The organism is Polaromonas sp. P1_F2 (assembly GCF_056405735.1).
In genome coordinates this window covers 118,022-143,378 of sequence record NZ_JBFUBN010000006.1, presented here as the reverse complement: position 1 = coordinate 143,378, position 25,357 = coordinate 118,022, and the positions used below count along the sequence as shown (strand labels likewise).

Annotated in this window: 26 protein-coding genes and 2 tRNA genes; 15 read left to right on the top strand and 13 right to left on the bottom strand. The window is 62.4% G+C overall.

Annotation, left to right across the window (positions count from 1 at the left end):
* Positions 1-41 precede the first annotated feature (41 nt).
* The 3 genes from uvrC (at position 42) to AC1D0O_RS14000 (ending at position 3,675) form a co-directional block, all read left to right on the top strand.
* The gene (uvrC, locus tag AC1D0O_RS14010) at positions 42-2,033 is read left to right on the top strand and encodes an excinuclease ABC subunit UvrC (protein WP_477654115.1); all 1,992 of its coding nucleotides are present in this window, start codon (positions 42-44) and stop codon (positions 2,031-2,033) included.
* A gap of 126 nt (positions 2,034-2,159) precedes the next feature.
* Complete coding sequence (pgsA, locus tag AC1D0O_RS14005) at positions 2,160-2,726, top strand: CDP-diacylglycerol--glycerol-3-phosphate 3-phosphatidyltransferase (RefSeq protein ID WP_477654114.1); 567 nt, start codon at positions 2,160-2,162, stop codon at positions 2,724-2,726.
* A 70-nt stretch (positions 2,727-2,796) separates the two neighbouring features.
* On the top strand, positions 2,797-3,675 hold the full coding sequence (locus AC1D0O_RS14000) for a DMT family transporter (protein WP_477654275.1): 879 nt from the start codon (positions 2,797-2,799) through the stop codon (positions 3,673-3,675).
* Here the strand turns inward: AC1D0O_RS14000 and AC1D0O_RS13995 are convergent.
* The gene (locus AC1D0O_RS13995) at positions 3,617-4,597 is read right to left on the bottom strand and encodes a LysR family transcriptional regulator (RefSeq protein ID WP_477654113.1); all 981 of its coding nucleotides are present in this window, start codon (positions 4,595-4,597) and stop codon (positions 3,617-3,619) included. The two genes, AC1D0O_RS14000 and AC1D0O_RS13995, sit on opposite strands and share 59 nt — an antisense overlap.
* Before the next feature lie 140 nt (positions 4,598-4,737).
* Here AC1D0O_RS13995 and AC1D0O_RS13990 point away from each other — a divergent pair, with 140 nt between their 5' ends.
* The 7 genes from AC1D0O_RS13990 to AC1D0O_RS13960 all read left to right on the top strand — a co-directional run bounded on the left by AC1D0O_RS13990 (position 4,738) and on the right by AC1D0O_RS13960 (position 10,219).
* Positions 4,738-5,616 carry an alpha/beta fold hydrolase gene (locus AC1D0O_RS13990; RefSeq protein ID WP_477654112.1) on the top strand — a complete coding sequence of 293 codons (879 nt, stop codon included), beginning with the start codon at positions 4,738-4,740 and terminating at the stop codon, positions 5,614-5,616.
* A gap of 31 nt (positions 5,617-5,647) precedes the next feature.
* Positions 5,648-6,754 (top strand): tartrate dehydrogenase, encoded by a 1,107-nt coding sequence (locus AC1D0O_RS13985; RefSeq protein ID WP_477654111.1) that lies wholly within the window; start codon positions 5,648-5,650, stop codon positions 6,752-6,754.
* Positions 6,755-7,021: 267 nt separating this feature from the next.
* Entirely contained in the window at positions 7,022-7,294 is a 273-nt protein-coding gene (locus AC1D0O_RS13980) for an HU family DNA-binding protein (protein ID WP_007874140.1), read from the top strand.
* Between the two features lie 16 nt (positions 7,295-7,310).
* Positions 7,311-7,386: transfer RNA gene (locus AC1D0O_RS13975), tRNA-Val, on the top strand.
* Between the two features lie 83 nt (positions 7,387-7,469).
* Positions 7,470-9,395: a SurA N-terminal domain-containing protein gene (locus AC1D0O_RS13970; protein ID WP_477654110.1), complete on the top strand. Its 1,926-nt coding sequence runs from the start codon at positions 7,470-7,472 to the stop codon at positions 9,393-9,395.
* A gap of 37 nt (positions 9,396-9,432) precedes the next feature.
* A tRNA-His gene (locus AC1D0O_RS13965) sits at positions 9,433-9,508 on the top strand.
* Between the two features lie 225 nt (positions 9,509-9,733).
* Positions 9,734-10,219 (top strand): surface-adhesin E family protein, encoded by a 486-nt coding sequence (locus tag AC1D0O_RS13960; RefSeq protein ID WP_477654109.1) that lies wholly within the window; start codon positions 9,734-9,736, stop codon positions 10,217-10,219.
* Positions 10,220-10,264: 45 nt separating this feature from the next.
* On the opposite strand, the gene AC1D0O_RS13955 is transcribed toward AC1D0O_RS13960, so the two are convergent.
* Positions 10,265-11,239 carry an NADPH:quinone oxidoreductase family protein gene (locus AC1D0O_RS13955; protein ID WP_477654108.1) on the bottom strand — a complete coding sequence of 325 codons (975 nt, stop codon included), beginning with the start codon at positions 11,237-11,239 and terminating at the stop codon, positions 10,265-10,267.
* Between the two features lie 157 nt (positions 11,240-11,396).
* On the opposite strand from AC1D0O_RS13955, the gene surE reads away from it, so the two are divergent.
* The 3 genes from surE (at position 11,397) to AC1D0O_RS13940 (ending at position 14,038) form a co-directional block, all read left to right on the top strand.
* Positions 11,397-12,182 carry a 5'/3'-nucleotidase SurE gene (gene surE, locus AC1D0O_RS13950; protein ID WP_477654107.1) on the top strand — a complete coding sequence of 262 codons (786 nt, stop codon included), beginning with the start codon at positions 11,397-11,399 and terminating at the stop codon, positions 12,180-12,182.
* 11 nt (positions 12,183-12,193) lie between these two features.
* Complete coding sequence (locus AC1D0O_RS13945) at positions 12,194-13,063, top strand: protein-L-isoaspartate(D-aspartate) O-methyltransferase (protein WP_477654106.1); 870 nt, start codon at positions 12,194-12,196, stop codon at positions 13,061-13,063.
* Positions 13,064-13,216: 153 nt separating this feature from the next.
* Entirely contained in the window at positions 13,217-14,038 is an 822-nt protein-coding gene (locus AC1D0O_RS13940; RefSeq protein ID WP_477654105.1) for a peptidoglycan DD-metalloendopeptidase family protein, read from the top strand.
* A 73-nt stretch (positions 14,039-14,111) separates the two neighbouring features.
* On the opposite strand, the gene AC1D0O_RS13935 is transcribed toward AC1D0O_RS13940, so the two are convergent.
* Positions 14,112-14,531: a VOC family protein gene (locus tag AC1D0O_RS13935; RefSeq protein ID WP_477654104.1), complete on the bottom strand. Its 420-nt coding sequence runs from the start codon at positions 14,529-14,531 to the stop codon at positions 14,112-14,114.
* Between the two features lie 56 nt (positions 14,532-14,587).
* Here AC1D0O_RS13935 and rlmD point away from each other — a divergent pair, with 56 nt between their 5' ends.
* The gene (gene rlmD, locus AC1D0O_RS13930; RefSeq protein ID WP_477654103.1) at positions 14,588-16,048 is read left to right on the top strand and encodes a 23S rRNA (uracil(1939)-C(5))-methyltransferase RlmD; all 1,461 of its coding nucleotides are present in this window, start codon (positions 14,588-14,590) and stop codon (positions 16,046-16,048) included.
* Between the two features lie 48 nt (positions 16,049-16,096).
* Here rlmD and AC1D0O_RS13925 read toward each other — a convergent pair whose 3' ends face one another.
* Positions 16,097-16,786, bottom strand: a complete 690-nt coding sequence (locus AC1D0O_RS13925) for a Bax inhibitor-1/YccA family protein (RefSeq protein WP_477654102.1) — start codon at positions 16,784-16,786, stop codon at positions 16,097-16,099.
* A gap of 191 nt (positions 16,787-16,977) precedes the next feature.
* On the opposite strand from AC1D0O_RS13925, the gene AC1D0O_RS13920 reads away from it, so the two are divergent.
* Positions 16,978-17,385: a GlcG/HbpS family heme-binding protein gene (locus AC1D0O_RS13920; protein WP_477654101.1), complete on the top strand. Its 408-nt coding sequence runs from the start codon at positions 16,978-16,980 to the stop codon at positions 17,383-17,385.
* 211 nt (positions 17,386-17,596) lie between these two features.
* On the opposite strand, the gene AC1D0O_RS13915 is transcribed toward AC1D0O_RS13920, so the two are convergent.
* The 9 genes from AC1D0O_RS13915 to AC1D0O_RS13875 form a co-directional block, all read right to left on the bottom strand.
* On the bottom strand, positions 17,597-17,809 hold the full coding sequence (locus tag AC1D0O_RS13915) for a hemin uptake protein HemP (protein ID WP_477654100.1): 213 nt from the start codon (positions 17,807-17,809) through the stop codon (positions 17,597-17,599).
* Between the two features lie 145 nt (positions 17,810-17,954).
* On the bottom strand, positions 17,955-18,365 hold the full coding sequence (locus AC1D0O_RS13910) for an ExbD/TolR family protein (protein WP_477654099.1): 411 nt from the start codon (positions 18,363-18,365) through the stop codon (positions 17,955-17,957).
* 74 nt (positions 18,366-18,439) lie between these two features.
* Positions 18,440-19,153: a MotA/TolQ/ExbB proton channel family protein gene (locus AC1D0O_RS13905; protein ID WP_477654098.1), complete on the bottom strand. Its 714-nt coding sequence runs from the start codon at positions 19,151-19,153 to the stop codon at positions 18,440-18,442.
* 31 nt (positions 19,154-19,184) lie between these two features.
* Entirely contained in the window at positions 19,185-19,871 is a 687-nt protein-coding gene (locus AC1D0O_RS13900) for an energy transducer TonB (protein WP_477654097.1), read from the bottom strand.
* A gap of 132 nt (positions 19,872-20,003) precedes the next feature.
* On the bottom strand, positions 20,004-20,249 hold the full coding sequence (locus AC1D0O_RS13895) for a (2Fe-2S)-binding protein (protein ID WP_436155071.1): 246 nt from the start codon (positions 20,247-20,249) through the stop codon (positions 20,004-20,006).
* A 236-nt stretch (positions 20,250-20,485) separates the two neighbouring features.
* Entirely contained in the window at positions 20,486-21,193 is a 708-nt protein-coding gene (locus AC1D0O_RS13890; RefSeq protein WP_477654096.1) for a Fe2+-dependent dioxygenase, read from the bottom strand.
* 92 nt (positions 21,194-21,285) lie between these two features.
* Positions 21,286-23,574: a TonB-dependent receptor gene (locus tag AC1D0O_RS13885; protein ID WP_477654095.1), complete on the bottom strand. Its 2,289-nt coding sequence runs from the start codon at positions 23,572-23,574 to the stop codon at positions 21,286-21,288.
* Between the two features lie 384 nt (positions 23,575-23,958).
* Positions 23,959-24,435 (bottom strand): bacterioferritin, encoded by a 477-nt coding sequence (bfr, locus tag AC1D0O_RS13880; RefSeq protein ID WP_477654094.1) that lies wholly within the window; start codon positions 24,433-24,435, stop codon positions 23,959-23,961.
* 132 nt (positions 24,436-24,567) lie between these two features.
* Positions 24,568-25,341, bottom strand: coding sequence for a ferredoxin--NADP reductase (locus AC1D0O_RS13875; protein ID WP_477654093.1), 774 nt, complete (start codon positions 25,339-25,341; stop codon positions 24,568-24,570).
* Between the last annotated feature and the right edge of the window lie 16 nt (positions 25,342-25,357).

Below are 25,357 nucleotides of genomic sequence, written 5' to 3'. Positions count from 1 at the left end.
AGGATTGTCCACAATACGGGCAGTTGTCCCCATTTCAGCCCATGACCAAAGCCCACGAATTCGATCCCCATCTGCTCAGCGAAGTGGCCGCGCTGCCCGCGTTGCCGGGCGTGTATCGCTACTTCGATGCCGAGGGCGGCGTGCTTTACGTCGGCAAGGCGCGCAACCTGAAGAAGCGGGTTTCCAACTACTTCCAGAAGAACCACGGCGGCACGCGCATAGGCCACATGGTGACCAAAATCGCTCGCATGGAAACCACGGTGGTGCGCTCCGAAGCGGAAGCGTTGCTGCTGGAAAACAACCTGATCAAGACGCTGAACCCGAAATTCAACATCCTGTTTCGGGACGACAAAAGCTACCCCTACCTCAAGCTGACAGGCGCGCGCGCGCCCGTGGAGGGCGAGGGGCCCACGGCCGCGGTGTTCCCGCGCATCGCCTACTACCGCGGCGCGGTCGAGAAAAAGCACCGTTACTTCGGGCCTTACCCCAGCGCCTGGGCCGTCAAGGACACCATCCTGCTGCTGCAAAAGGTGTTTCGCCTGCGCACCTGCGAAGACACGGTGTTCAACAACCGCACCCGGCCTTGCCTGCTGTACCAGATCAAGCGCTGCTCGGCGCCCTGCGTGGGCCATGTGTCGCCTGAGCAATACGCGCTGGACACGGCCAACGCCGAGCGCTTCCTGCAGGGCCAGGCGCAGGACATCCTGACCGAGCTTGAGAAGAAGATGCTGGTGCATGCCGACCGGTTGGAGTTCGAGCAGGCCGCCGAGCTGCGCAACCAGATGTCGGCGCTGTCCAAGGTGCTGCACCAGCAGTCCATGGAAATCGGCGGCGACAAGGACGTCGACATCCTGGCGGTGAAAGTGCAGGGCGGCAAGGCCTGCGTCAACCTCGCCATGGTGCGTGGCGGCCGCCACCTGGGTGACAGGGCTTACTTTCCCAGCCATGTTGAGAACGCGACGGACGTCGCGGCGCTCGATGCCGAGGTCGATGCGGACGCCCGGCAGGCCGCGCAGGCGGAAGCTTCCGGCGAGAGCGCCGCGCCCGCGCCGCCTTCGCCGGCCGGCAAATCGCTGGAGGCCCTGGTGCTGGAGGCCTTCATCGCCCAGCACTATATCGACGTACCGGTCCCGCCCACCCTGGTGTGCAGCGAGCCGGTGGACAAGGAGTTGATGGAGGCGCTCAGCGCGCAGACCGGCACCAAGGTCACGGCGATTCACCAGCCGCGCGAGCAGCGCCGGATCTGGCTGGAGATGGCGCAGAAAAATGCCGGCCTGCAGCTGGCCAGGCTGCTGGCCGAGCAGGGCTCGCAGCAGGCACGCACGCGCGCGTTGGCCGAGGCGCTGGACCTGCCGCTCGACAACCTGGACACACTGCGCATCGAGTGCTTCGACATTTCGCACACGGCTGGTGAATCGACGCAGGCCTCCTGCGTGGTGTTCCAGGAGCACAAGATGGTCAACGGCGAATACCGCCGCTACAACATCGAAGGCATCACGCCCGGCGACGACTACGCCGCCATGCGCCAGGTGCTGACGCGCCGCTACACCCGCGTGGCCGAAGCCGCGCGCAATGGCGAGGCCAAGCTGCCCGACCTGGTCCTGGTCGACGGCGGCAAGGGACAGGTGTCGATGGCGCGGGAAGTGTTCGAGGAACTGGGCCTGGACCTGGGGCTGATCGCCGGCGTTGAAAAAGGCGAGGGCCGCAAGGTCGGCCTGGAAGAGCTGGTGTTCGCCGACGGGCGCGACAAGGTCTATTTAGGGCGGGATTCGGCCGCGCTGATGCTGATTGCGCAGATCCGTGACGAGGCCCACCGCTTTGCCATCACCGGCATGCGGGCCAAGCGCGCCAAGGTGAGGGTGGGCGGCAGCAAGCTTGAAGACATAGCGGGCATAGGCCCCAAGCGGCGCGCCAGCTTGCTTCAGCGCTTCGGCGGCATACGCGGCATCGCCTCGGCCAGCGCGGAAGACATCGCCACGGTCGACGGCATTTCGAAGGACCTTGCCGAAGAAATCTACCGCGCCTTGCATTGAGACGTCCTTTCGGCCGACGGGCGACATGGAGCGGCCCAGACGTATTTGAGCAACGGAAACCACCGTTTTGGTGCGCTTTAACCAGGTGCGCGGCAGTCTTGGTGCGGCTCATGCCAAAATCGGGTCATGTTTCTGACCATCCCCACGCTGATGACCTGGACCCGCATTGTTGCGATTCCGCTGATCGTGGGGGTGTTCTACCTGAACCTGGCGCCCACAGAGCGCAACCTGATCGCCACCGTGATGTTCGTGGTGTTCGCCGCGACCGACTGGCTGGACGGCTTTCTGGCACGCAAGCTGAACCAGACTTCCTCCTTCGGCGCCTTCCTCGACCCGGTGGCCGATAAATTCCTGGTCTGCGCCTCCCTGCTGGTGCTGGTGCACCTGCAGCGCGCCGACGTGTTCGTGGCCCTCATCATCATCGGCCGTGAAATCGCCATCTCGGCGCTGCGCGAATGGATGGCCCTGATCGGGGCGACAAAAAGCGTGGCCGTTCACATGCTCGGCAAGGTCAAGACCACCGTGCAGATGATCGCCATCCCCTTTCTGCTGTTCGACGGCGTGCTGTTCGGCATGATCAACACGCACGTGTGGGGCACCTGGCTGATCTGGATCTCCGCCATTCTCACGGTCTGGTCCATGATTTATTACCTGCAAAAAGCCATCCCGGAAATCCGCGCACGCGCCAAATAATTTCCGCGCCTTCCTGAAGTTGCCGTCCTTGAGTTCTCCTTCTTCCTCCCCGGGTGCCTTGATCCGGGTCATGCCCGCCGTGTTCGTCGTGATCTGGAGCACTGGCTTCATCGTCGCCAAATACGGCATGCCTTATGCGCCGCCGCTGACCTTCCTGGCGATACGCTTTTTCCTGTCCATCGTTTGTTTCCTGGCCTGGATAGTCCTGGCCCGCGCCGCCTGGCCCAGAAGCCGCGCGCAATGGGGCCACCTGGCCGTGACGGGTGTACTGATGCATGCGGCCTATCTGGGCGGCGTCTGGATTGCCGTGAAGGCCGGCATGGGTTCGGGCCTCACGGCTCTCATCGTTGGCCTTCAGCCGGTGCTCACGGCGCTGTGGGTGTCCTGGGTGTCATCAGGCGACGACCAAGCGGCAAGCAAGGTCACAGCGCGGCAATGGGCCGGCCTGGTGCTTGGCCTGGGCGGCCTGCTGCTGGTGGTGTCACGCAAATTCGGCACGGGCCACGAGGTTACTGCGCTGACGCTGGCCTGTACCATCTTTTCCCTGTTCAGCATCACGGCCGGTACGCTCTACCAGAAGCGCTTCGTTAAACCGACTGACGTGCGCACCGCCAACGCCATCCAGCTGGTGGCCGCCTTTGTGGTGACCTTGCCGCTGGCCCTGTTCGAAACCGAGGCGATCAACTGGACCCCCCATTTCCTGGGGGCCATGGCCTGGTCGGTGCTGGTGCTCACGCTGGGCGGCAGCTCGCTGCTTTACCTGCTGATCCAGCGCGGCGCGGCGACCGCGGTGACCAGCCTGCTGTACCTCGTGCCGCCCACCACGGCCCTGATGGCCTGGGCGCTGTTTGGTGAATCCATCACCACGGCCACCATTGTGGGAACGGTGCTTACGGCGCTGGGCGTGAGCCTCGTGGTGCGGTCCGCGAAGCCGCCGGCGGCCGCGTAGTTTTCCAGGGCGTGTCCTGGAATTGCGCCACAAGGTGGTCTATCAGCAGGCGTATGCGCCGGGGCTGGTCAGCGCGGTAGGGCGCCAGCCAGTGGATGTCGGCGTCCGGCATGGAATACGCGGGCAGCACACGCACCAGTTGCCCCGAAGCCAGCTGCGGCGCGATGTCCCACAGGCTGCGCAGCATGATGCCGCGGCCTTCTAGGCACCAGTCACGCACCAGCTCACCCGAGTTGCTGGTCAGCGGGCCGTGGACGCGCACACGCGCCGGTGTCTTGTCGCGCTCCCGGTGCAATTGCCACACATCAAAGCGCTGGCCGGCGGCGTTGCCGTTCTCGCGCACGATCAGGCAGGCGTGATGCTGCAGCGCCTCCAGGTCAGCGGGCTCGCCATGCTGCTTGATATAGCGGGGCGAGGCCACCAGCACGCGCTGGTTGCGCGCCAGCCGGCGCGACACCCACTGCGCGGCCGGCCGGCCCTGCACCGACCACAGCCAGATGGCGCCGTCAAAACCTTCGAGCGCCAGGTCGGGCAGTTGCTCGGTCAGCTGCAACTGGATTTCGATGCGTGGATAGCGCTCCTGGAAGGCGGCCAGCGCCGGCCCTAGCCAGAGTCGCCCGAAGCCGAAAGTGGCGGCCAGGCGGATCAAGCCGGTGGGTTCGGCCTTGCGTTCCTGCAGTTCCGATTCAAGCGCCATAAAACCCTGTAGCAGGACCTGCGCGCGCTCGCACACGGTTTCTCCCTCGGCCGTGGGGCTGACGCGCCGTGTGGTGCGCTGGAACAGGCGTTGCCCCAGCTGGGCCTCCAGCGCGGCGAGGCGTTTGGTCACCACCGGCGGCGCCACGTCCAGGCTGAGCGCGGCAGCGGTGAGGCTGCCGCCGTCGCGTACGGCCAGCACCAGTTCAAGATCACTGCGATCCATTCATGCCTCAAAGGAAATAATTGATTGCCTGATTATTGCTTGAATCTTAGCGGCATCTTCTACAGAATCAGTCCCAGGTAAATACACAGGTGGGCAGGCGGGCAGGCCGTAGATGCTCCCACAGGAATCAAGGCTGATTGATGTTTGAAGGATTTTCCTCACGTGACGTACAAGGGCCCGCCGGCAGGCTGCGCGTCTTGCAGGGCGGCAGCGGCGCGCCCTTGCTGCTGCTGCACGGCCACCCGCAAACCCATGCGATGTGGCATGCGGTGGCCCGCGAACTGGCCAAGGTGTTCACCGTGGTCATGATGGACCTGCGCGGCTACGGGGATTCGGCCCGGGTCGCGAGCGACGCGGATCACCAGGCCTATTCAAAACGCGCCATGGCGCAGGACGCCATGGCCGTCATGGATGCCTGTGGATTTTCGCGCTTCCAGGTGCTGGCCCATGACCGCGGCGCGCGCGTGGCACACCGGCTGGCGGCCGACCATATGGATGCGGTGGAGCGCCTGATGCTGCTGGACATCGCGCCCACCCTTGCCATGTACGAGGCCACCTCGGATGCCTTTGCGCGCGCTTACTGGCACTGGTTCTTCCTGATCCAGCCGCCGCCCTTGCCGGAAGCATTGATAGAGTCCGACCCGGTGCGCTACATGCGCGGCGTGATGGGCAAGCGCCATGCCGGCCTTGCCGCATTCGCGCCGGCCGCACTGGCCGAGTACGAGCGTTGCGCGCAAATCCCCGGCACTGCCGCGAGCATTTGCGAAGACTACCGGGCCTCCGCCACTATCGATCTGGTCCATGACCGCGCCGACGTCGCCGAGGGCCTGCGGCTGAAGCAACCGCTGCGTGTGCTGTGGGGCGAACACGGCACGGTGGGCCAATGCTTCAAGGTGCTCGATCTCTGGCGCGAGCGCGCTCAGGATGTGTCGGGCATGAGCCTGCCATGCGGCCACTACATAGCCGAAGAAGCGCCTGCGTTGCTGCTGGCGCAGGCACTCGATTTTTTCAAACCCTGATCAACGTACCCAACACACCTAAAGGACCCTCATGAACAAGCACACCGGAAAAAAGAAAATCGCCGTCATCGCGGGCGACGGCATCGGCAAGGAAGTCATGCCCGAGGGCATACGCGTTCTGGAGGCGGCGGCCGTCAAGTACGGCATTGACCTGCAGTTCGACCACTTCGATTTCTCGAGCTGGGACTACTTTGAAAAGCACGGCAAGATGCTCCCCGACAACTGGAAGGAGCAGATCGGCGGGCACGACGCGATCTATTTCGGCGCGGTGGGCTGGCCCGACAAGATCCCCGACCATGTGTCGCTGTGGGGATCCCTGCTGTTGTTCAGGCGCGAGTTCGACCAGTACATCAACCTGCGGCCGGCACGCTTGATGCCCGGCATCATTGCGCCCGTGGTGCGGCGCGACGGCAGCCCGCGCCAGCCCGGTGAAATCGATTTTTACATCGTCCGCGAAAACACCGAGGGCGAGTATTCGAGCATAGGCGGAAAGGCTTTTCCCGGAACCGACCGTGAGTTCGTGTTGCAGGAATCCGTATTCACCCGCATCGGTGTCGACCGGGTGCTGAAATTTGCGTTCGAGCTGGCGCAGTCCCGGCCCAAGAAGCACCTGACCAGTGCAACCAAATCCAACGGCATCTCGATTTCCATGCCTTATTGGGATGAGCGCGTGGCCGAGATGGCGAAAAACTATCCGGGCATCCAACTGGATAAATTTCACATCGACATCCTCACCGCGCATTTTGTGCAGCGCCCGGATTTCTTCGACGTGGTGGTGGCCAGCAATCTGTTCGGTGACATCCTCAGCGACCTCGGGCCAGCCTGTACCGGCACCATTGGTATCGCGCCCAGCGCCAACCTCAACCCCGAGCGCAAATTTCCCTCGCTGTTCGAGCCGGTTCACGGTTCAGCCCCCGACATCGCGGGACGCAACATCGCCAATCCCATAGGCCAGATTTGGTGCGGTGCAATGATGCTCGAGTTTCTGGGACACAAGGATGCGCACGACGGCATCCTCGCCGCGATCGAAAAAGTATTGAGTCCCGCAAGTGGTGCGCCCCGTACGCCGGACCTGGGCGGAAAGGCCGGCACAACCGATGTCGGCAAAGCTGTTGCGGAGGCTCTGGCGGGGGTGTAAACCTGTTGGAAAGCCGCGTTTTGTCAAGCATGAAAATTACACATCATGCTTACGATTAAGTCGTGAAAGCGTTGAAAAAGCGTCTAGAATCCGCCTCCGCACGTTGTAAAAACTTGCTGCTGTATTGACAGGTTAGAAGTCCATGGCTCTAATTGGAAGCAGCAGAAAACCTGCACATGCCGCTCCCGCTGACACCATCACCACAGTGTCCCGGGAGATATTTTTTAGAGACAACCAGATTAACTTTTTATCAACGAGGGGCTCCTTGTGAACAAGACTGAACTGATCGAGCACATTGCCAAACATGCTGACATTTCCAAAGCTGCCGCCACGCGCGCACTGGAATCCACGATTGGCGCTGTGAAAACCACCCTGAAAAAAGGAGGCTCCGTGTCTCTGGTGGGTTTTGGCACTTTTGCGGTGGGCAAACGCGCTGCGCGCACCGGCCGTAATCCACGGACCGGCGATGCGATTAAAATCAAGGCAGCCAAGGTTCCAAAGTTCCGTCCGGGCAAAGCGCTCAAGGATGCTTTGAACTGACAAGAACTCTGACGTGGGGTGCTTAGCTCAGTTGGTAGAGCAGCGCCCTTACACGGCGTAGGTCGGCGGTTCGAGCCCGTCAGCACCCACCACCCACGAGGAAAAAGGCGAACGAGGTTCGCCTTTTTTGTTGGTGGCCCGGTTTGTCCGTTAGCAGCAGTACAGGAAATTCGAGATGTTTGATTTCGTTCGCAAGCACACCAAGATCGTCATGGTGCTGCTGTTTTTGCTGATTCTTCCGTCCTTCGTGTTGTTGGGCCTCGATGGCTACAACAAATCCCAGGACCAGAGCGCGAAGGTCGCCAAGGTGGACGGCAGGGACATCACGCAGTCGGATTGGGACCGCGCGCACCAGCGCGAAATGGACCAGCTCCGCAACTCCATGCCCAATCTGGACCCCAAGCTGCTGGATTCACCCGAGGCGCGCTATGCCTCTCTGGAGCGCCTGGTGCGCGAGCGTGTCATCGCCGCCGCGGCCGACAAGTTCAAGCTCACCACGAGCAACGAACGCCTGGCGCGCGAACTGCAGCAAAGCCCCGAGATCGCTTCCTTGCGCGGCCCGGACGGCAAGCTCGACATGGATCGCTATCGCCAGTTGCTGGCGCCCCAGGGCTTGAGCCCCGAGATGTTCGAGGCCAATGTGCGCACCGACCTGGCGAACCGGCAGGTGATGGTAGGTGTCGGCGCCAGCGGTTTTGCTTCCAATTCGGCAGCCGACATCGCGCTGAACGCCTACTTCGAAAAACGCGAGATCCAGGTGGCCCGATTCAACGCCGCCGATTTCGCCGCCAAGCTGAACCCGACGGACGCTGACCTCGAGCAGTTCTACAAGGCCAATGAAAAGCTCTTCCAGGCGCCCGAACAGGCCAGCATCGAGTATGTGGTGCTGGACATGGACAGCGTGGGCAAGAGCCTCTCCGTCAATCCGGCCGACCTGAAAACCTATTACGAGCAGAATATCCAGCGCTTTGAGGGCGAGCGGCGAGCCAGCCACATCCTGATCGCTTCTCCCCAGTCCGCCCCCGCGGCTGACCGTGAAAAAGCCAAGGCGAAAGCGCAGGAACTGCTGGCGCAGGTCAAGAAGTCCCCCGATACCTTCGCCGACGTGGCGCGCAAGAATTCGCAAGACCCCGGTTCTGCGGTCAAAGGAGGCGATCTGGATTTCTTCGCACGCGGCTCCATGGTCAAGCCTTTTGCAGATGCCGCTTTTGCCATGAAGAAAGGCGAGATCAGCGATGTCGTCGAGTCCGAGTTCGGCTACCACATCATCAAGCTGACGGACGCCAAGCAACGCAGCTTTGAAGAATTGCGCCCGGAACTTGAAGCCGCCATGAAAAAGCAGGAAGCGCAGAAAAAATTCGCTGAATCCGCTGACGTCTTCACCAATGCGGTGTACGAGCAGGCTGAAAGCCTCAAGCCGGCGGCGGACCGCCTGAAGCTGGAGATCAAGTCCGCGGCCAACGTGACGCGCCTGCCCCAGGTCGGCGTGGCCGGTGCGCTGGCCAACCCGAAATTTCTCAATGCCCTGTTCGCGCCGGACGCGATCGAGAAAAAACGCAACACAGAAGCCGTTGAAGTGGGGCCCAGCCAGCTGGCTTCGGGCCGTATCGTGCAATACACCCCGGCACACACCCGTCCTTTAGCCGAAGTCAAGGACACCGTGCGCCAGCGCTGGCTCGCGCAGCGCGCAGCGGAAGATGCCCGCAAAGAAGGCGTGGCCAAGCTTGCCGCCTGGAAGGCTGCTCCCGCGTCGGCAACGGGGTTGGCCGCGCCAGTCGCTGTGTCCCGGGAGCAGACGCAGAAATTGCCGATCCCGGTGATCGATGCAGCGCTGCGCGCCGATGCCAGTGCCTTGCCGGCTTTTGCGGGTGTCGACCTCGGCAGCCAGGGCTACGCCATCGTCAAGGTCGAGAAGGTGATTCCACGCGACGCGCCGGTTGAAGCCGCGGCCAAACAGCAGCGCGACCAGTATGCCCAGTGGTGGACGTCGGCTGAAAGCCTGGCGTACTACAACAGCCTGAAAGACCGTTTCAAGGCGGAAATACTGGTCCCCAAGCCCGCGCAAGCCAAGGCAAACGCGGAAGAAGTCGTTACCCAATAAAACAGCGGCGGCTTTGCCGCTATAATGCAGGGCTCCGGTGGCTGTAGCTCAGTTGGTAGAGTCCAGGATTGTGATTCCTGTTGTCGTGGGTTCGAGCCCCATCAGCCACCCCAGTATCTGAAATCCCGCGTGCCGTTTGGTACGCGGGATTTTTTCTTTGGCGGCACGCCGGCCATCCGTTCCGGTGAACGCCCCGGGGTCACAATTCGAAACGTGCCCGCTATCGATGTGCTGCAAGATACAGATGCCGGTACCTGTTTCAAGCTGTTTGCCGGCCATCCACCAGGCTACCCCTCGCCAATTCTCTGAGGAAAGCCGCCCTTCACGACAGGAATGCCTTGTTTCAGACACTGAGTCTTTTTGCTTCGGCCGTAGGGGCTCTCATCCGGCTGTCGGCCATGTCCCTGGCAGCAGTGCTGGTGGCGGCAGGCGCGCATGCGTCGGATACCTGGCTTACCGTTACCGGCGATCCCGCCAATTCCGCGAGTCACTATGTCCAGGTCAACGTGGCCGCTATCGACATCAAGGATGACCAGCGGCGCATTCAGGTACGCATCAACCGCGCGACGCAATGGGCCCCCGCCGGCGAGGGCCTTCAGTTCCGCTCAGTGGCGACTGAGGTGCAGATCGACTGCACTCAGCAAATCGCCCGTTATGTGAAGGCGGCTTTTTATGCCTTGCCGGATTTTCGCGGCGAGCCTTTCCGGATCACCACTTATGCTGGTGATGACATACGTCCGATGATCTTCAAGGACACTGACGACGACCCCAATGCGCGCATCATTAAGGCCGCGTGCAGCGTCAAGAACGTGACCAACAATTAGCGCGGAAAGCGGTGACTGCGCCGCCGCCGCAGGCACCGGGGGAAGTCAGTTGACCATGACCAGTTTGCCCTTGACGCCGCGCGAGCCCATGTGGGCGTAGGCGGCCTTGAGTTCGCTCATGGGCATGGTGCGGTCTATCACCGGCTTGATCTTGCCTTGTGCATACCAGCCCGCCAGCTCGGCCATCATGGCGGCATTGGCTTTGGGCTCGCGCCTGGCAAAGTCGCCCCAGAACACGCCCACGATGGAGGCGCCCTTGAGCAGCGTCAGGTTCAGCGGGAGGGCGGGGATGGGGCCCGAAGCGAAGCCGACGACCAGGTAGCGGCCGCGCCAGGCGATGGAGCGGAAGGCTGGCTCGGCAAAGTCGCCGCCCACCGGGTCGTAGATCACGTCCGGCCCCTTGCCGTCGGTCAGTGCCTTGATTTCATCGCGCAGGTTTTTCGTGCTGTAGTTGATCGTGGCATCCGCGCCGATGGAAGTGCAGAGCGCGCACTTCTCATCCGTCGATGCGGCAGCGATCACGCGGGCGCCGGCGGCCTTGGCGATCTGGATCGCTGCCGTGCCCACGCCGCCAGCGGCGCCCAGCACCAGCACGGTCTCGCCTGCCTTCAGTTGCGCGCGGTCCATCAGAGCATGCCAGGACGTGGCGTAAATCATGATGAACGCGGCGGCGTCCACATAAGAAAAGCCGTTCGGCAGCGGCATGCACAGGGCTGCAGGCGCGATCGTGTGCGTGCCGAAGCCGCCTGTGCCCGAGAGGCAGGCGACGTTCTGCCCCACCTGGAGGTGCTTGACGCCTTCCCCCACGGCCTGGACGACACCGGCATATTCGGAGCCCGGCACAAAGGGCAGGGGCGGCTTGATCTGGTATTTGTTCTGCACGATCAGCAGGTCGGGAAAATTCAGGCTGGCAGCCTTGATTTCAATCAGGACTTCGCCGGCCTTGGGTTGCGGCGTCGGCAGTTCTTTCCAGGCCAGGGCGTCTACGCCGGTGGGATTTTCACAAAGCCAGGCTTGCATGGGAGGTCTCCGGTGAGGTGAGGGTGGAGTGCGGCGACACGCCAGAGAGGCGGAAAACGGGGAGGGCGGCACCTTGACTGCATCATAGGCAAAGCAAGCGTCCTCGCCAGTCCCAAATACGTCCGGGCTGTCACGGCCGTGACCGTAAAATCACTCCATGAAAATTCTCATCTGCAACGACGACGGTTACCAGGCTTCCGGCATCATCGCCCTCTACGAAGCGCTTAAAACCGTTGCGGATGTCGAGGTGGTGGCGCCCGAGCACAACAACAGCGCCAAATCCAACGCGCTGACCCTGCACTCGCCGATGTACGTGCAGACGGCGGCCAATGGCTTTCGCTACATCAACGGCACGCCGGCCGACTGTGTCCACATTGCGCTGACCGGCCTGCTGGGCTACCGGCCCGACCTGGTGTTGTCAGGCATCAACAATGGCGCCAATATGGGCGACGACACGATTTACTCCGGCACGGTAGGCGCGGCCATGGAGGGTTACCTGTTCGGCATCCCGTCCATCGCGTTTTCGCAGACCGAAAAAGGCTGGGCCCATATCGACGTCGCAGCCAGGCGCGCGGCCGAACTGGTGCAGCAGTTGATCCCCTCGCTGGAAAACGTGACCGAGGGTGCGGAGCCCACCGTGCCGCCCTGGCTGCTCAACGTGAATATTCCCAACCTGCCCGACGACGAGATTCGCGGCGTGAAAGTGGCCCGCCTGGGGCGCCGCCATGCGGCCGAGCGCGTCATCATGCAGACCAGCCCGCGCGGCGAGACCATGTACTGGATAGGTGGCGCGGGGCCCGCGAAGGAAGCCGGCGACGGCACTGATTTTTACGCCACCAGCCAGAAGTTTGTGTCCATCACGCCGCTGCAGGTGGATTTGACCGACCACGAGCGCCTGCCGTATTGGGCCCAGACAGCCGCCAGGCTGACCGGGTCGCACTGAAGGCCTGACGCATGAAACCCAGCCTCAAGCCGCCTTTTAATCCTTTGGCCAAGGCCCCGAAGACGCCCGACGTGGCGCCACGCCCGGCCTTCCCGGTGCGCCTCAAGCCCGATGCGGGTGTTCCGTCGGCGACAAAATTACCCGCTTCCAGTGCTCGGCCTGTGGTGGGCGCCCCCTATGTCCTGAAGAAAACCGCGTCTGCCGCCCCGATGAGGCCAGGCGGTGTGGGACTGGACTCGCAAGCCGTGCGCGCGCGTATGGTGGCCAAGCTCGCGGCGCAGGGCGTCAGCGACCCTCAGGTGCTGGCCGCCATGGGGCTGGTGGAACGCCACCGTTTTGTCGACTCCGCGCTGGTCAACCAGGCCTACGAAGACACCAGCCTGCCGATAGGCCTGGGCCAGACCATCTCCAAACCCAATGTGGTGGCCCGCATGATCGAGCTGCTGCGCCACGGCGCAGCAGGCAATGCGGGAAAATTGGGCCGGGTGCTGGAGATCGGCACCGGCTGCGGCTACCAGGCCGCCGTGCTGAGCCACCTGGCCACCGAGGTCTACAGCATAGAGCGGCTGCGCGGCCTGCATGACAAAGCCAGGGAGAACCTGCGGACTTTGCGGCTGCCCAATGTGCACCTGCTCTTTGGGGATGGCATGATGGGCTACGCCAAGGGCGCGCCCTATGCGGCCATCATCGCCGCGGCGGGCGGTGAAGCCATTCCTCCGGCCTGGATAGACCAGTTGGCCGTGGGCGGACGGCTGGTGGCGCCCATGCAGACGGCCGGTGGCGCGCAAGCGTTGGTGGTGGTGGACAAAACCCCCCAGGGCATCAGGCAGACCTTGCTGGAGGCCGTCCACTTTGTGCCTTTAAAATCGGGAACAAGCTAGAGGCCTGGCTCCGGAAGTCCCATGGGCTTTGTGATCCAGGCAAGTCAGTCAAGATTGAAGACGAAAGAAGCAATGAATCAAACCGTACGGTCGAACAGGGCAGTCGCCCTGCCTTCAACCCGCTCCAGGCCCGGTAGGCTGGCTCTGTCCTGCATGCTTGCCGCCGTGCTGCTCGTTGCGGCGGGCTGCGCCTCGCGATCCCCTACCAATGCACCAGTGGAAGACCGCGGGACCTTCGGGTCGCGGCCGGCTCCGGGTGCCGTGGACCCCGGCAACGTCAAGCAACTGCCCGGCTTTGAAAACGCCGGCAAACCCGGCTACTACACGGTCAAGCCCGGTGACACCATGATCCGTATCGGCCTGGAGAACGGCCAGAACTGGCGCGACATCGTACGCTGGAACAACCTTGAGAATCCCAACATCATCGAAGTGGGCCAGGTGCTGCGCGTCGTACCGCCAACCAGCGAAAATCCCTTGGTTGTGACCCGCCCGGTGTCGCCGGGCTCGGCGCCAGCGTCCAGCACGGCGCCCGCGCAAGCCGCCAGCGCTGCGAAGCCCGCATCGGCGCCCGCCAGCGCCGGCCCGGCACCGGCCGCGACGGGTGAGGAAGACATCGCCTGGATCTGGCCCGCGCAAGGCGCCATGGTGGCGGGCTTTGACGAAGCCAAGAACAAGGGCCTGGATATCTCCGGCAAAGCCGGCGATGCGGTGGTGGCCTCCGCCGACGGGCGTGTGGTGTATGCGGGGGCAGGCTTGCGCGGCTACGGCAACCTGGTCATCCTCAAGCACAACAACACCTTCCTCACGGCTTATGCGCACAACCAGACGCTGCTGGTGAAGGAAGACCAGAATGTCAAGAAGGGCCAGAAGATCGCGGAAATGGGCAATAGCGACGCGGATCGCGTGAAGCTGCATTTTGAAATTCGCCGACAGGGTAAACCGGTGGACCCGGCCAGATACCTGCCTGCCAAGTAAACGCCCAAAGCGACGACAAAAGGAGCCCGGCTAGCGCCCGGCTCCTTTTTCTTTGCCGCGCCGTTTTGCTGCCTCAATGCGGTTGAAGGATTTCGTCGTAGCCGCGGCCCTTGAACTCCAGCAGATCCAGCCCGTGGCCGAAAGGATCGGCCAGCCCGGCGATGCGTCCCCAGACGCGCTCGGCCACCGGCATTTCCAGCACCGCGCCGTGCTGCCGCAGCCGTGTCACGGCGGCATCGATGTCTTCCACGACGAAATCCAGGTGTACCGGCGTCCAGTGGCGGCTGTAGAGGCGGGCGGTCTCGCTGCCGGGCCCACCGGCGATGGGCCGCGTGCCCGGTGCGTTGAAGAGCAGGTCTATAGGGCTGCCGGCGCCCAGGATTTCCACGAAGTCGCTTTTGAAGCGGCGGCCCACGCGAAGCCCCAGCCCCTGCGTATAGAACGCGACGGCGCGCTCCATGTCGTCAACGTCGATGCAGATGCGAAGTTCCATCGTCATTCCTTTGCGGGTGTCCGAAAAATGGTACCTCAGCCTGAGACAATTGGCCTATGACAGAAGAAAGCCCCACATCGAAGCCAGCCGCCGCCGCGGACTACCCGCCGGACATGCTCGAGGTCGAATCGCTTGACATCGAGGCTCAAGGCATTGCCCACAGGCCCGACGGCAAAGTAGTGTTCATCGAGGGCGCGCTGCCTTTCGAGCAAGTGACGGCCAACGTCTACCGCAAGAAAAGCAGCTTTGAAAAAGCCGTGGTGATGGCGATCCACCGCGAATCGTCCCAGCGCGTGCGCCCGGCCTGCCCGCATTTCGGCATGCACACCGGCGCCTGCGGTGGCTGCAAGATGCAGCACCTGCACGTGGGTGCGCAGGTGGCTGTGAAACAGCGCGTGCTGGAGGACAACCTTCGGCACATCGGCAAGCTCAAGGCGGACGGCCTGCTGCGGCCCATCGAGGGGCCGGCCTGGGGCTACCGTTACCGCGCGCGGCTGTCGGTGCGCTATGTGCGCAAAAAAGGCACGGTGCTGGTGGGCTTCCATGAGCGCAAAAGCAGTTATGTCGCCGACATGAGCGAATGCCATGTGCTGCCCCGCCACGTCAGCGACATGCTGGTGCCGTTGCGCGAGTTGATCGGCGCCATGGACGCGAAAGAGACCCTGCCGCAGATCGAACTGGCCTGCGGCGACGATGTGACGGCCATGGTGCTGCGTCACATGGAAGCGCTCAGCGAGGGCGACCTGGCACGCCTGCGCGCCTTTGCCGCAGCCCGCCCGGGCCTGCAATGGTGGCTGCAGCCGGGCGGGCTGGAAACGGTGAAACTGCTTGACGATGCCGCCGAAGAACTGAGCTACGGCCTGCCTGAGTTCGGTATCACCATGCCCTTCAAGCCGACCGATTTCACCCAGGTCAACCCGCAGATCAACCAGGTGCTGGTTTCGCGCGCCTTGCGCCTGCTGGCCGTGCAGCCGGATGAGCGGGTGATCGACTGGTTTTGCGGGCTGGGCAATTTCACGCTGCCGCTGGCGACACGCGCCCGGGAGGTGCTCGGCATCGAGGGCAGTGAAGTGCTGGTGGCCCGTTCCCGCGAGAATTTTGAGAGAAACAGGAGCGCATCACCCGCTCGCCGGGCATTGGCCCCGACCCGGTTTGTGGCGCGCAACCTGTTTGAAATGACGCCGGCCATGCTGGTCAAGGACGGCGCCGCCGACAAATGGCTGGTGGACCCGCCACGCGAAGGCGCGTTCGAGTTGTTCAAGTCGCTGGCGGCCCTGCAACAGCAGATCGTGAGCGGCGTTCCCTGTGATGACGGCGAGCATCAGCAAAGCCTGGGTCTGAACGGCTGGACGCCGCCCCGGCGCATCGTCTACGTGAGTTGCAATCCGGCCACCCTGGCCCGGGACGCGGGCGTGCTGGTGGAAAGCGGTGCTTGGCGCTGCACTGCGGCGGGTGTGGTCAACATGTTTCCGCACACGGCGCATGTGGAGTCCATCGCGGTATTCGAGCGGGCATAAAAAAAGGAGCCCTCGGGCTCCTTTTTTTTGCGAGTGGCGGGCGCGCGCTCAGTCCCTCTCGCCGCCGAAGATCCCCAGCAGGGCCAGCAGGCTCTGGAAGATGTTGAACAGGTCCAGGTAAATGGCCAGGGTGGCGCTGATGTAGTTGGTTTCGCCGCCGTCGATCACCTGTTTCAGGTCATACAGCAGGTAGGCGCTGAACACGGCAATGGCCAGGGTGCTGATCACCGCCATCATCATGGTCGAACCGACAAACACGTTGATGATGGCCGCCACCATGATGACCAGGGCGCCGGCAAACAGCCATTTGCTCATGCCGCTCAGGTCGCGCTTGATGACGGTGGCCAGGCTGGCCATCACGAACATCACGCCTGCCGTGCCGGCAAAGGCCGTCATGACCAGCGATGCGCCGTTGCTCAAGCCGAGCACCATGGCAATCATGCGCGAGAGCATCAGGCCCATGAAGAAGGTAAAACCCAGCAGCACGGGCACGCCGGCGGCCGAGTTCTTGGTCTTCTCAATGGCGAAAATGAAACCGAATGCACCGCCCAGGAACACGATCAGGCCCAACCCGCCGGATAGCGAGCGAGTGATGCCGGTTGTCACGCCCAGCCAAGCGCCCAGTACGGTGGGCAACAGGCTCAGGGCCAGCAACCAGTAGGTGTTGCGCAGGACCTTGTTGCGTTGCTCGACGCTTGTGGCAACGCCATAGTCGAGGGTTTGAACATTGTCAGTCATGAGAGTCGTCTCCAGGGCGCCAGCAAATGCGGGCAAGATTATTTTAGGGTGCATTGCGGTTTTTCCAGCCCTCACCCCCTACTTTTTGTAAGGGTTCTATAAGCTAATTTGGCGGCAATGGGCGTAAAAGACGCCCTCGAATTTGCGTATGCTCGGTATCTTTGCCAATAAACCCGGAAATCCTGAAGACCATGAAATCAAAAGCAGTGCTTGAATTCGCCGACGTCAAAACCATCGCCGCCGCCGCCGAGGCGGAAGCCCTCAAGAACAACTGGGCCGTGACCATTGCCATCGTCGACGACGGCGGCCACCTGCTGCACCTGCAGCGCCTGGACGGCGCGCCGCCCATTTCCTCGCATCTCGCACCTTCCAAGGCCAATACCGCCGCCATGGGCCGCCGCGACAGCAAGATCTACGAAGATGTCATCAACGGCGGGCGCATGTCCTTTCTGTCGGCGCCGTATCTCCAGGGCATGCTGGAGGGCGGCGTGCCCATCATCAAAGACGGGCAATGCATTGGCGCCGTGGGTGTGAGTGGTGTGAAATCGAGTGAAGATGCGCAGATTGCCCGTGCGGGCATGGCCGCTATCGGCCTCTAGATCCTGCGGCCAGGAGTATGAAAAAAGCCGACCAGGGGTCGGCTTTTTTGTTGGCGGGGAGCAGGGAAGCATCAGGAAAAAAAAGCCTGGCTAAACAACTCCGGGGAGTCGGTGGCTGGCTAAAAACGACCTTGGGAGCTTGATAGCCCCGGATCGCCCCACGATGAAACTCTCGATGAAAAAAAGTGCGCCGTCGCTTTGGTGCGCAAGCTTATTTGGTCAGGATCAATTTGCCCAGGCGCGTGGCCTGCAGGCGGTAAGTTGACCCGTTGTGGTTGATCTCGACGGCCTTTTGCCCGCGCAGGATTTCCGTGCTGTTGACCGTGGCCGCGGAGCTGCCCTGGCCGCCCGAAGCGGTCTCTGTGTGCACGGGGGCGCGGGCAGGAAGGCTCAAGGTGTTGGAGGGGGACAGCGCGATGGACATATGGTTTAAACCTGTTTGGGTTTCGTTGAGTTAATGATAATCGTTCTCATTTGAAAGTCAAGCGAATTTAGGCTGCGAAGTGTTTTTTTATGTCAATGAAAAAGACCTGCCCAGTAGTTTTGCTGGCAGGCCTTGATTCACTGGATCAGTTTTTTGGCTCGGTGATAAAGCCGATCTTGCGCAGGCCGGCTTGCTGCGCGGCCGCCATCGCCTGGGCCACGCGTTCGTAACGCACCGACTTGTCGCCGCGGATGTGCAGTTCGGGCTGCGGGTTCTGGGCCGCTGCGGTCTTGAGCTGGGTGCCCAGCTCTTCATCGGTGATTTTGGTTTCGTTGAGGAAATAGCTGCCTTCGGCGTCCACGCTGAGGCGAACCGTCTCCGGTTTGATGTTCTGCGCTTCGTTGGAGGCGCGCGGCAGGTCGATGTTGACGGAGTGCTTCATCACGGGGACCGTGATGATGAAGATGATGAGCAGCACCAGCATGATGTCCACCATGGGCGTCATGTTGATCTCGTTCATCACGTCATCGCTGTCGTCTTGGGTTCCAAAGGCCATGGTGCTTCTCGGTCACTGAATAGGGGGGGGCTGGCTGCTTTTGGCGGCGAGACCGGGTAGGGTGTGGGAGGCGCTCAGGCCTTTTTCATCGGAACGACATTGGCCTGGCCGCCGGCGCTCACGCGGGCGCCGGTCACGAAGTAGGCATGCAGGTCGTGCGCGAAACGGCTGAGCTTTTGCAGCACGCCCTTGTTGCCGCGCACCAGCGCGTTGTAGCCCAGCACCGCGGGAATCGCCACGGCCAGGCCCAGGGCCGTCATGATCAGCGACTCGCCGATGGGGCCGGCCACCTTGTCGATGGTCGCCTGGCCGGCCGCGCCAATCGACAGCAGCGCATGGTAGATGCCCCACACGGTGCCGAACAGGCCGACGAAGGGGGCGGTCGAACCGACAGAAGCCAGAATCGCCAGGCCGGACTGCAGCTTGGCGGTGAATTCGTCGATGGCGTTGCGCAGCGTGCGCGTGACCCAGTCGCTCACGTCCAAAGCGTCATGCAGGTGCGCTTTGGTATTGCGGTGGTGCAGTGTGGCTTCACGGCCTTCCAGGGCCAGCTGGCGAAACGGGTTGGTGGGGTCGCCGCCCAGCTTGGTCAGGCCGGCCGCGAAATCCTCGCTGTGCCAGAAGTCTTCGGCCGCGCGCGCGATGCGCTTGTATTTGATGAGGTCCAGCGATTTGATGATGATGACCATCCACGAGGCCAGCGACATCACCAGCAGCAGCAAAGCCACGGATTTGGTGACGATATCGCCCTGGCTCCAGACGTTGGCAAGGCCGAATTGGGAATTCATGAATCAATACTCCACGGTTTTCAGAAAAAATTTACTCTAGAACGAAATTGATGGGCACTTCTGACCACATCTCTTCGGCTACGCCGCCTCGCTTGCCTGGCACATAACGCCAGCGCATGGCGGCGGTCATGGCGGCCTGGTCGAGCCGGTCAAATCCGCTTGACTTGCGAATTTCAGCTTTCTTTGGCTGGCCGTCCACGCCGATAAGGACGCGCAAGAGCACCTTGCCCTGTTCGCCCAGGCGTCTGCTGATGGGGGGATAAGGAGGCTTCGGGTTCTGCAGATAGTCGGCGTCGCTGGAGGGCAGCTGTACGGCGGGAGGAGCCGGCGGCGCGACTGGGGCTACGGCCACGGGCGCAGGCGGCAGTGGCGGTGTGACCACGCCCGTCGGGGCATTCGGCGAAGGTGTGGGGTCCTGGATGGCCAAGGGTTGGGGCGCCGGTTTTACGGGTGCCTTGGCCACGGCCTTTTTCTGCACGGTCGGTGTAGGCGGGGTGGGCGGTACGGGCTCTACCTTGGGGGCGGGTGGATCGATGAATTGCGTCAGGATTTCCACGGGAACCACGATTTCGGCGGCGCGCATCAGCAGGCCGCTTTGCAGTGCCCAGATGAAGCCTATATGCAGGCCGATTACCACCAGGGCGATCACGGCATTTCGGCTCAGGGGTTGGCGCGGCGCGGGCGGGCGCGGGGCGGTGGAGAAGGCGGTGGCGGTCATCGGGAATGGGTGGGGAAAATGGCCGCGTGCATGCCGCGGGCTCAGTTCAATCAGTGTTTGAGCAGAATCAGCGGCGGAAGATCCACCACGTGGAAACTATCACCAGGATCAGGCTGGCGGGAAGCGCCGCAATCAGGCTTGAGCTGAGTGTTGCAAGATGTGCCATGGGCTGCCTTCCTGTGTATGGGTGGCGAGCTTGATGTTGGCGGTCGGGCAACTGGTGCTGCACTGCGCCACCACGTCACGGGCGCAGCCTTCGCATTGGCCGCACTGGGTGGCCACGCCGAGTTCGAACTGGATCTCGTCAAAGCCCAGGCCCGCGCGGGCATGACGGGCGATTTCGCGGTCGGAGATTCGGCGGCAGACGCAAACAATCATGGATGGGCTTGGCTGGGGATTGATTCAATCGGTACGCTGATTATAAATGCGAATCTATCGCATTTGCAATCGAGGAAAGTTTATTTCTGCGCCGACCTGCCGCCAAGCCCCCGCCAGCCGTCGACTTTTCGGCCTGAAACAGGCCTGCTTCCCGTGTCAGACATGCTTTCGGCGCTATGAATTTAGTAGCTTCTGCGGCAACACCCCCTTGTGGGCAGGGATACTCAGAAAGAGCGCTAAACCTCAGCCCACATGCGCAGCAGGTTGTGATAACAGCCGGTCAGCCGCACCACTTCCGGGCTCTCGGCGGCGCCTTGGGCCGCACGTTCCAGGTCCTTCTGGCGCAGCGAGGTGATGGCCATGTCCATTTCGTAGAGAAGGCGGCGCTGGGCATCGGAGCGGACCATGCTCTCGATCCAGAAAAAGCAGGCCAGCCGTTCACCGCGCGTGACCGGCTCCACGCGGTGCACGGAGGTGCCTGGATACATCACGAGGTCGCCAGCCTCGAATTTGATGCGTTGTTCGCCGTAGGTGTCCTGGACCACCAATTCGCCGCCGTCGTAGCTGGCGGGATCGCTCAGGAACAGCGTGCAGGAGATGTCGGTGCGCACGTGGCGCGCGGTGGCGGCATGCGTGCGCACGGCGTTGTCGATGTGGTTGCCGAAATTGTTGGCGTCGCCGCCATAGCGGTTGAAAAGCGGCGGGTAAACCGACTTTGGCAGCGCGCCGGTGACGAACATGGGGTTGCGGGCCAGAGCTACCGACACGATGTGGCGGGCCTGCTGGGCGGCCGGCAGATCTTCCGGCAGCTGCCGGTTGTTTTTGACGGTGCCGCTCTGGCTGCCGGCGGTGATGCGGCCGTCGGCCCAGTCGGCGCCCAGGATCAGCTGGCGGACCTGCGCGAGTTCGTCTGGCTGGAGGGCTTGGTGAATGCGGAGCAGCATGGAGGAATCTCCGGAAAGAGCGCTGAAATGAAAAAAGGCACCCGGAGTATCCCCCAGGTGCCTGAAACCTTGGAAAAACGTTCTTTTTCGAACTAGAACTTGCTGGTCAGCGTTACGCGCACACTGCGCGCATCGCCGGGCGCCACAAAGCCTCGGTACAGCGTGTTGTAGTAGACCTTGTTAAACACGTTGTCGATGTTGAGCTTGACGGTGTTGCCTTCGTTGATGCGGTATTCCATCAGTGCATCAGCTTTGACGTAGCCCGGTGCGCGGTTGGTGCTGGTGACGCTGTTGGCCGGCTTGTTCGTGCTGACTGCGGTGAAACCGCCGCCGACGCGCCATTTGTCTCCGATGCGGTAGGTGGTGAACAGGGTGGCCTGGCGGCTCGGGCTGAGGCCTGGGTTTTCGCCGACTTCGGCAAGGCCTGCGGCGTTGGAGCCGGACTTGTCGATCTTCGCTTTCAGGAAGCCGATGCCCGCAAACACATCCCACTGAGGCGTAATACGGCCTGCCACCTCGAATTCGAGTGCGTCGGTGTGGCGCTTGCCGGACAACAGATAGGAGTTGGTGTTGGTATCGATGTCGGTGTTGCGCTCGTTGTACTTCTCGGTGCGGGCAAGTGCTGCGCGCAGCGAAAGGTCGCCGCCGTAGAGTTCCCACTTGGCGCCGATTTCCATGTTGCGGCTGCTCTCGGGTGCCGTGTTGGCCGAGTTCGGGTCGAACTGGTACAGGTCGCCCGAAGTGTTGAACGACGTGCCATAGGCGGCGTAGTAGCTGACCTCGTCGGTCGGCTGGTACATCACGCCCAGGCGTTTGCTCAACAGACTGTCGGACCTGGAGAGCCTTCCATTGTTGGGGGGCGCACCGGTGGGACGATCGTAGTCGGCTTTGAAGTTGTCAACGCGCAGGCCGGCGACCAGCTTCCAGTAAGGCGTGAGGTCAATCGTGTCCTGCATGTACAGGCCCAGCGTGGTGGCCTTGAAGGACGTTTCCAGGCGCTGCGTATAGTTGCCGCCGATGCCGGTGCTGATCGGATTGCCCACCGTGGTGCCCGGTTTGGCACCCGTCAGGAGAGGGTAGCTGAGGCGATCTGAATTTTCGACCGCGTATTCGGCGCCGATCAGCAGGCTGTTCTTGCGGCCGAACCACTGGGTGGTGGTGAGGTAGTCGGTTTGCAGGAAGGTGTGGTGCTCGTTGCCCGCCTTGGCATTGCCGGCGCTGGTATTGCCGCGGCTGACCAGTGTATTGGCGTTCAGGTTTGCCAGGGTGGTGCCGGCGGCGAAGCTGGCCTGGGTGGCGCGCAGCGTGCGCGAGTAGTAGCCATCACGCACAGTGGTCTTCAGGCTGCTGCCGTCGGTCCAGCGGTGGGTGTGGCTCAAGGTGACGGCGTCGGCCTTGTCGTTCTGGAAGTCGGTGTTCAGGCCGTACCAGAACTTTTCGGTCAGGGGAGCGGGGCGGCTGTTGAACCACGCAAAACCCCAGTCGGGCTTGTCGTTGTAATGCAGGTGGTAGTAGCTGACCTCAAATTCGTTGGCCGTGCCGATGCCGAAGCGGTAGTCCAGCGCCAGGCCGCGGCGGTGGGTGGAGGCGCTGGCGTTTTCGCCGCGGCCGTCGCTGTCGGTGGCCATGGCGTTGATCCGCAAGGCCGCGTCATCACCGAGCTTGAAGTTGAAGTCGCCCTGGTAGCGCTGGTAGCCTTTGGTGCCGACGGTGGCGTTCACCTCGTGTTCGGTGATCAGGCGTGCCTGCTTGCTGACCTGGTTGATGATGCCGCCGGTGGAGCCACGGCCGAACAACATGGACGCCGCGCCGCGCAGCACTTCCACGCGCTCGACGTTGAACAGGTCGCGGTTGTACTGGGCGATGTCGCGCATGCCGTCGGAATACATGTCGCCGGCGGCGCTGAAGCCGCGCAGGCGAACGTTGTCACCGACGCGGCCGCCTTCGCCGGCTTCAAAGGTGATGCCGATGACGTTTTCGAGCGCGCTCTTGAAGCTGTCCTTGCCCTGGTCGTGTATCAGCTTTTCATTGACCACCGTCAGCGACTGTGGGATGTCTTTGGCCGGCACGGGCATCTTGCCGACGCTGGTGATGCCGCTTTGGTAGGTCTGGTTCTCGCGGTCGCGGGTGCCCGTGACCGTGACAGGGGCCAGGCTTTTGCCTTCGGCCGGCGTGGACGTGGTGGTGCCTGCGGCAGCGGGCGTGGGAGTGACGCTTTGCGCCCATCCGGACACCGAAACCGCCAGCATCAGCGCGCCCAGCGGCAACAGGGCTATGTCGGACGCTGGTGCAGCGGGAGGGGAGACGTTGTTGTTAGTACCGGCATTGCGGTTTTTTTTGTTGCGCGCAGTTCGTGCGGCGCGAGCGGACGGGTGTGCCAAGATGGCCTCCAAGCAGGGTCCAGCCAGCCATTCGGCAGGCGGACCGGGTTCAGGAAAAAATGCTTGGCTGGCTCGAAATCACCGGCTGGCGAGACGAGTTGGCTGGCGCGAAAAGTTCGCTCGAAGTGTATATCAAATGATAATGATTCGTAATATCTTGTTTCGAAACGATGAAGAACGCGTGCGGGAAGGGCGGCTTTTTGTGGCGGAAATGCCAAAAACGAATGCGCGGGGTGTTTGATAAGGCCGGGCGGGCCTGGAGAAAGATGGGGACTGCGCTGCAACGCAAACCGGAAGGCTGGCACTCAGATATCTCTGAAAACGACAATGGGGCCCGCAGGCCCCATTTTTGCGCGCGACGGGCGTTTGCCCGGTGCAGCGTGACTAGCTGACTTCGCCCATCTGGCTTTGCAGGTAGTTCTGCACGCCAACCTTGGCGACCAGTTCGATCTGGGTTTCCAGGAAGTCGATGTGCTCTTCGGTGTCGTCCAGGATTTCCTGGAGCAGGTCGCGTGAGACGTAATCGCGAACGCTTTCGCAGTGGGCAATGCCGTCCTTGATCGTTGCCTGTGCACCGGTTTCGGCTTTGAGGTCGCAGTTCAAGGCCTCCAGCACGTCCTCACCGATCATCAGCTTGCCCAGGTCCTGCAGGTTAGGCAGGCCGTCAAGCATGAAGATGCGGTCCATCAGCTTGTCGGCGTGCTTCATTTCGCCGATGGATTCCTCGTATTCCTTCTTGGCCAGCTTGTCCAGGCCCCAGTGCTTGTACATGCGGTAGTGCAAAAAGTACTGGTTGATGGCCGTCAGTTCGTTCTTGAGCTGCGCCTGCAGGTGAGCGATGACTTTTGCGTCGCCTTTCATGGGAATTCCTTATCGTTGTTGTGCGGATCGCTCATTGTCACTGGGCGCAGGCGACAACTCAAGCATTCCCCTGCTGGCGCGGTCTGCTTGCGTTTGATTGTGAGAACTGTTCGTATTGCAGCGAATCGGCGTTCAGCGCTCGGCGAATGCGCGCTCCACCACGAAGTGGCCGGCGTGCTGCATATTGCCTTCTTCCAGGCCCTGGGCTTCCAGCATGGCCTTGATGTCGCGCAGCATGTCGGGGCTACCGCACAGCATCAGGCGGTCGTTGTCGGCCGAGAGCGCCGGCAGGCCAAGGTCGCTGTAGAGCTTGCCCGACTGCATGAGTTCGGTGATGCGGCCTTCGTTGCGAAAGCGCTCGCGCGTCACGGTCGGGTAATAAAGCAAGCGTCCGCGCACCAATTCACCCAGGAACTCATGCTCGTGCAACTCGTGCTCGATCAAGCCGCGGTAGGCCAGCTCGGCGCTGGTGCGGCAGCCGTGCACCAGCACCACGCGCTCAAAGCGCTCATAGGTGTCGGGGTCCTTGATCAACGAGAGGAAGGGGGCGAGGCCCGTGCCGGTGGCCAGTAGCCACAGGGTCTTGCCGGGCAGCAGGTTTTGCAGCAGCAAGGTGCCGGTAGGTTTGCGGCCCACCAGGATGTCGTCGCCGGGTTGCAGGTGCTGCAGCCGCGAGGTCAGCGGTCCGTTGGCCACCTTGATGCTGAAAAACTCCAGCTGGTCTTCATGGTTGGCGCTGGCCACGCTATAGGCGCGCATCAGCGGTTTGCCATCCACCGGCAGGCCGATCATGGTGAACTGGCCGTTGACGAAGCGAAAGCCCGGGTCGCGCGTGGCGGTGAAGCTGAAGAGCGTATCGGTCCAGTGGTGGACGGAAATAATGCGTTCGGTGTTAAAGGCGCTCATGTGAAAAAAAGAAGAA

What these genes read in the sequence shown, in the direction of transcription:
- AC1D0O_RS13940 (WP_477654105.1), top strand. Translation starts at nt 13,217, where the DNA reads ATGCTTGCCGCCGTGCTGCTCGTTGCGGCGGGCTGCGCCTCGCGATCC.
- uvrC (WP_477654115.1), top strand. Translation starts at nt 42, where the DNA reads ATGACCAAAGCCCACGAATTCGATCCCCATCTGCTCAGCGAAGTGGCC.
- AC1D0O_RS13970 (WP_477654110.1), top strand. Translation starts at nt 7,470, where the DNA reads ATGTTTGATTTCGTTCGCAAGCACACCAAGATCGTCATGGTGCTGCTG.
- AC1D0O_RS13890 (WP_477654096.1), bottom strand. Translation starts at nt 21,193, where the DNA reads ATGCTGCTCCGCATTCACCAAGCCCTCCAGCCAGACGAACTCGCGCAG.
- AC1D0O_RS13990 (WP_477654112.1), top strand. Translation starts at nt 4,738, where the DNA reads ATGTTTGAAGGATTTTCCTCACGTGACGTACAAGGGCCCGCCGGCAGG.
- pgsA (WP_477654114.1), top strand. Translation starts at nt 2,160, where the DNA reads ATGTTTCTGACCATCCCCACGCTGATGACCTGGACCCGCATTGTTGCG.
- surE (WP_477654107.1), top strand. Translation starts at nt 11,397, where the DNA reads ATGAAAATTCTCATCTGCAACGACGACGGTTACCAGGCTTCCGGCATC.
- AC1D0O_RS13945 (WP_477654106.1), top strand. Translation starts at nt 12,194, where the DNA reads ATGAAACCCAGCCTCAAGCCGCCTTTTAATCCTTTGGCCAAGGCCCCG.
- AC1D0O_RS13920 (WP_477654101.1), top strand. Translation starts at nt 16,978, where the DNA reads ATGAAATCAAAAGCAGTGCTTGAATTCGCCGACGTCAAAACCATCGCC.
- AC1D0O_RS13915 (WP_477654100.1), bottom strand. Translation starts at nt 17,809, where the DNA reads ATGTCCATCGCGCTGTCCCCCTCCAACACCTTGAGCCTTCCTGCCCGC.
- AC1D0O_RS13925 (WP_477654102.1), bottom strand. Translation starts at nt 16,786, where the DNA reads ATGACTGACAATGTTCAAACCCTCGACTATGGCGTTGCCACAAGCGTC.
- AC1D0O_RS13910 (WP_477654099.1), bottom strand. Translation starts at nt 18,365, where the DNA reads ATGGCCTTTGGAACCCAAGACGACAGCGATGACGTGATGAACGAGATC.
- AC1D0O_RS13905 (WP_477654098.1), bottom strand. Translation starts at nt 19,153, where the DNA reads ATGAATTCCCAATTCGGCCTTGCCAACGTCTGGAGCCAGGGCGATATC.
- AC1D0O_RS13935 (WP_477654104.1), bottom strand. Translation starts at nt 14,531, where the DNA reads ATGGAACTTCGCATCTGCATCGACGTTGACGACATGGAGCGCGCCGTC.
- AC1D0O_RS13900 (WP_477654097.1), bottom strand. Translation starts at nt 19,871, where the DNA reads ATGACCGCCACCGCCTTCTCCACCGCCCCGCGCCCGCCCGCGCCGCGC.
- AC1D0O_RS13875 (WP_477654093.1), bottom strand. Translation starts at nt 25,341, where the DNA reads ATGAGCGCCTTTAACACCGAACGCATTATTTCCGTCCACCACTGGACC.
- AC1D0O_RS13995 (WP_477654113.1), bottom strand. Translation starts at nt 4,597, where the DNA reads ATGGATCGCAGTGATCTTGAACTGGTGCTGGCCGTACGCGACGGCGGC.
- AC1D0O_RS13895 (WP_436155071.1), bottom strand. Translation starts at nt 20,249, where the DNA reads ATGATTGTTTGCGTCTGCCGCCGAATCTCCGACCGCGAAATCGCCCGT.
- AC1D0O_RS13955 (WP_477654108.1), bottom strand. Translation starts at nt 11,239, where the DNA reads ATGCAAGCCTGGCTTTGTGAAAATCCCACCGGCGTAGACGCCCTGGCC.
- AC1D0O_RS13985 (WP_477654111.1), top strand. Translation starts at nt 5,648, where the DNA reads ATGAACAAGCACACCGGAAAAAAGAAAATCGCCGTCATCGCGGGCGAC.
- AC1D0O_RS14000 (WP_477654275.1), top strand. Translation starts at nt 2,797, where the DNA reads ATGCCCGCCGTGTTCGTCGTGATCTGGAGCACTGGCTTCATCGTCGCC.
- bfr (WP_477654094.1), bottom strand. Translation starts at nt 24,435, where the DNA reads ATGAAAGGCGACGCAAAAGTCATCGCTCACCTGCAGGCGCAGCTCAAG.
- rlmD (WP_477654103.1), top strand. Translation starts at nt 14,588, where the DNA reads ATGACAGAAGAAAGCCCCACATCGAAGCCAGCCGCCGCCGCGGACTAC.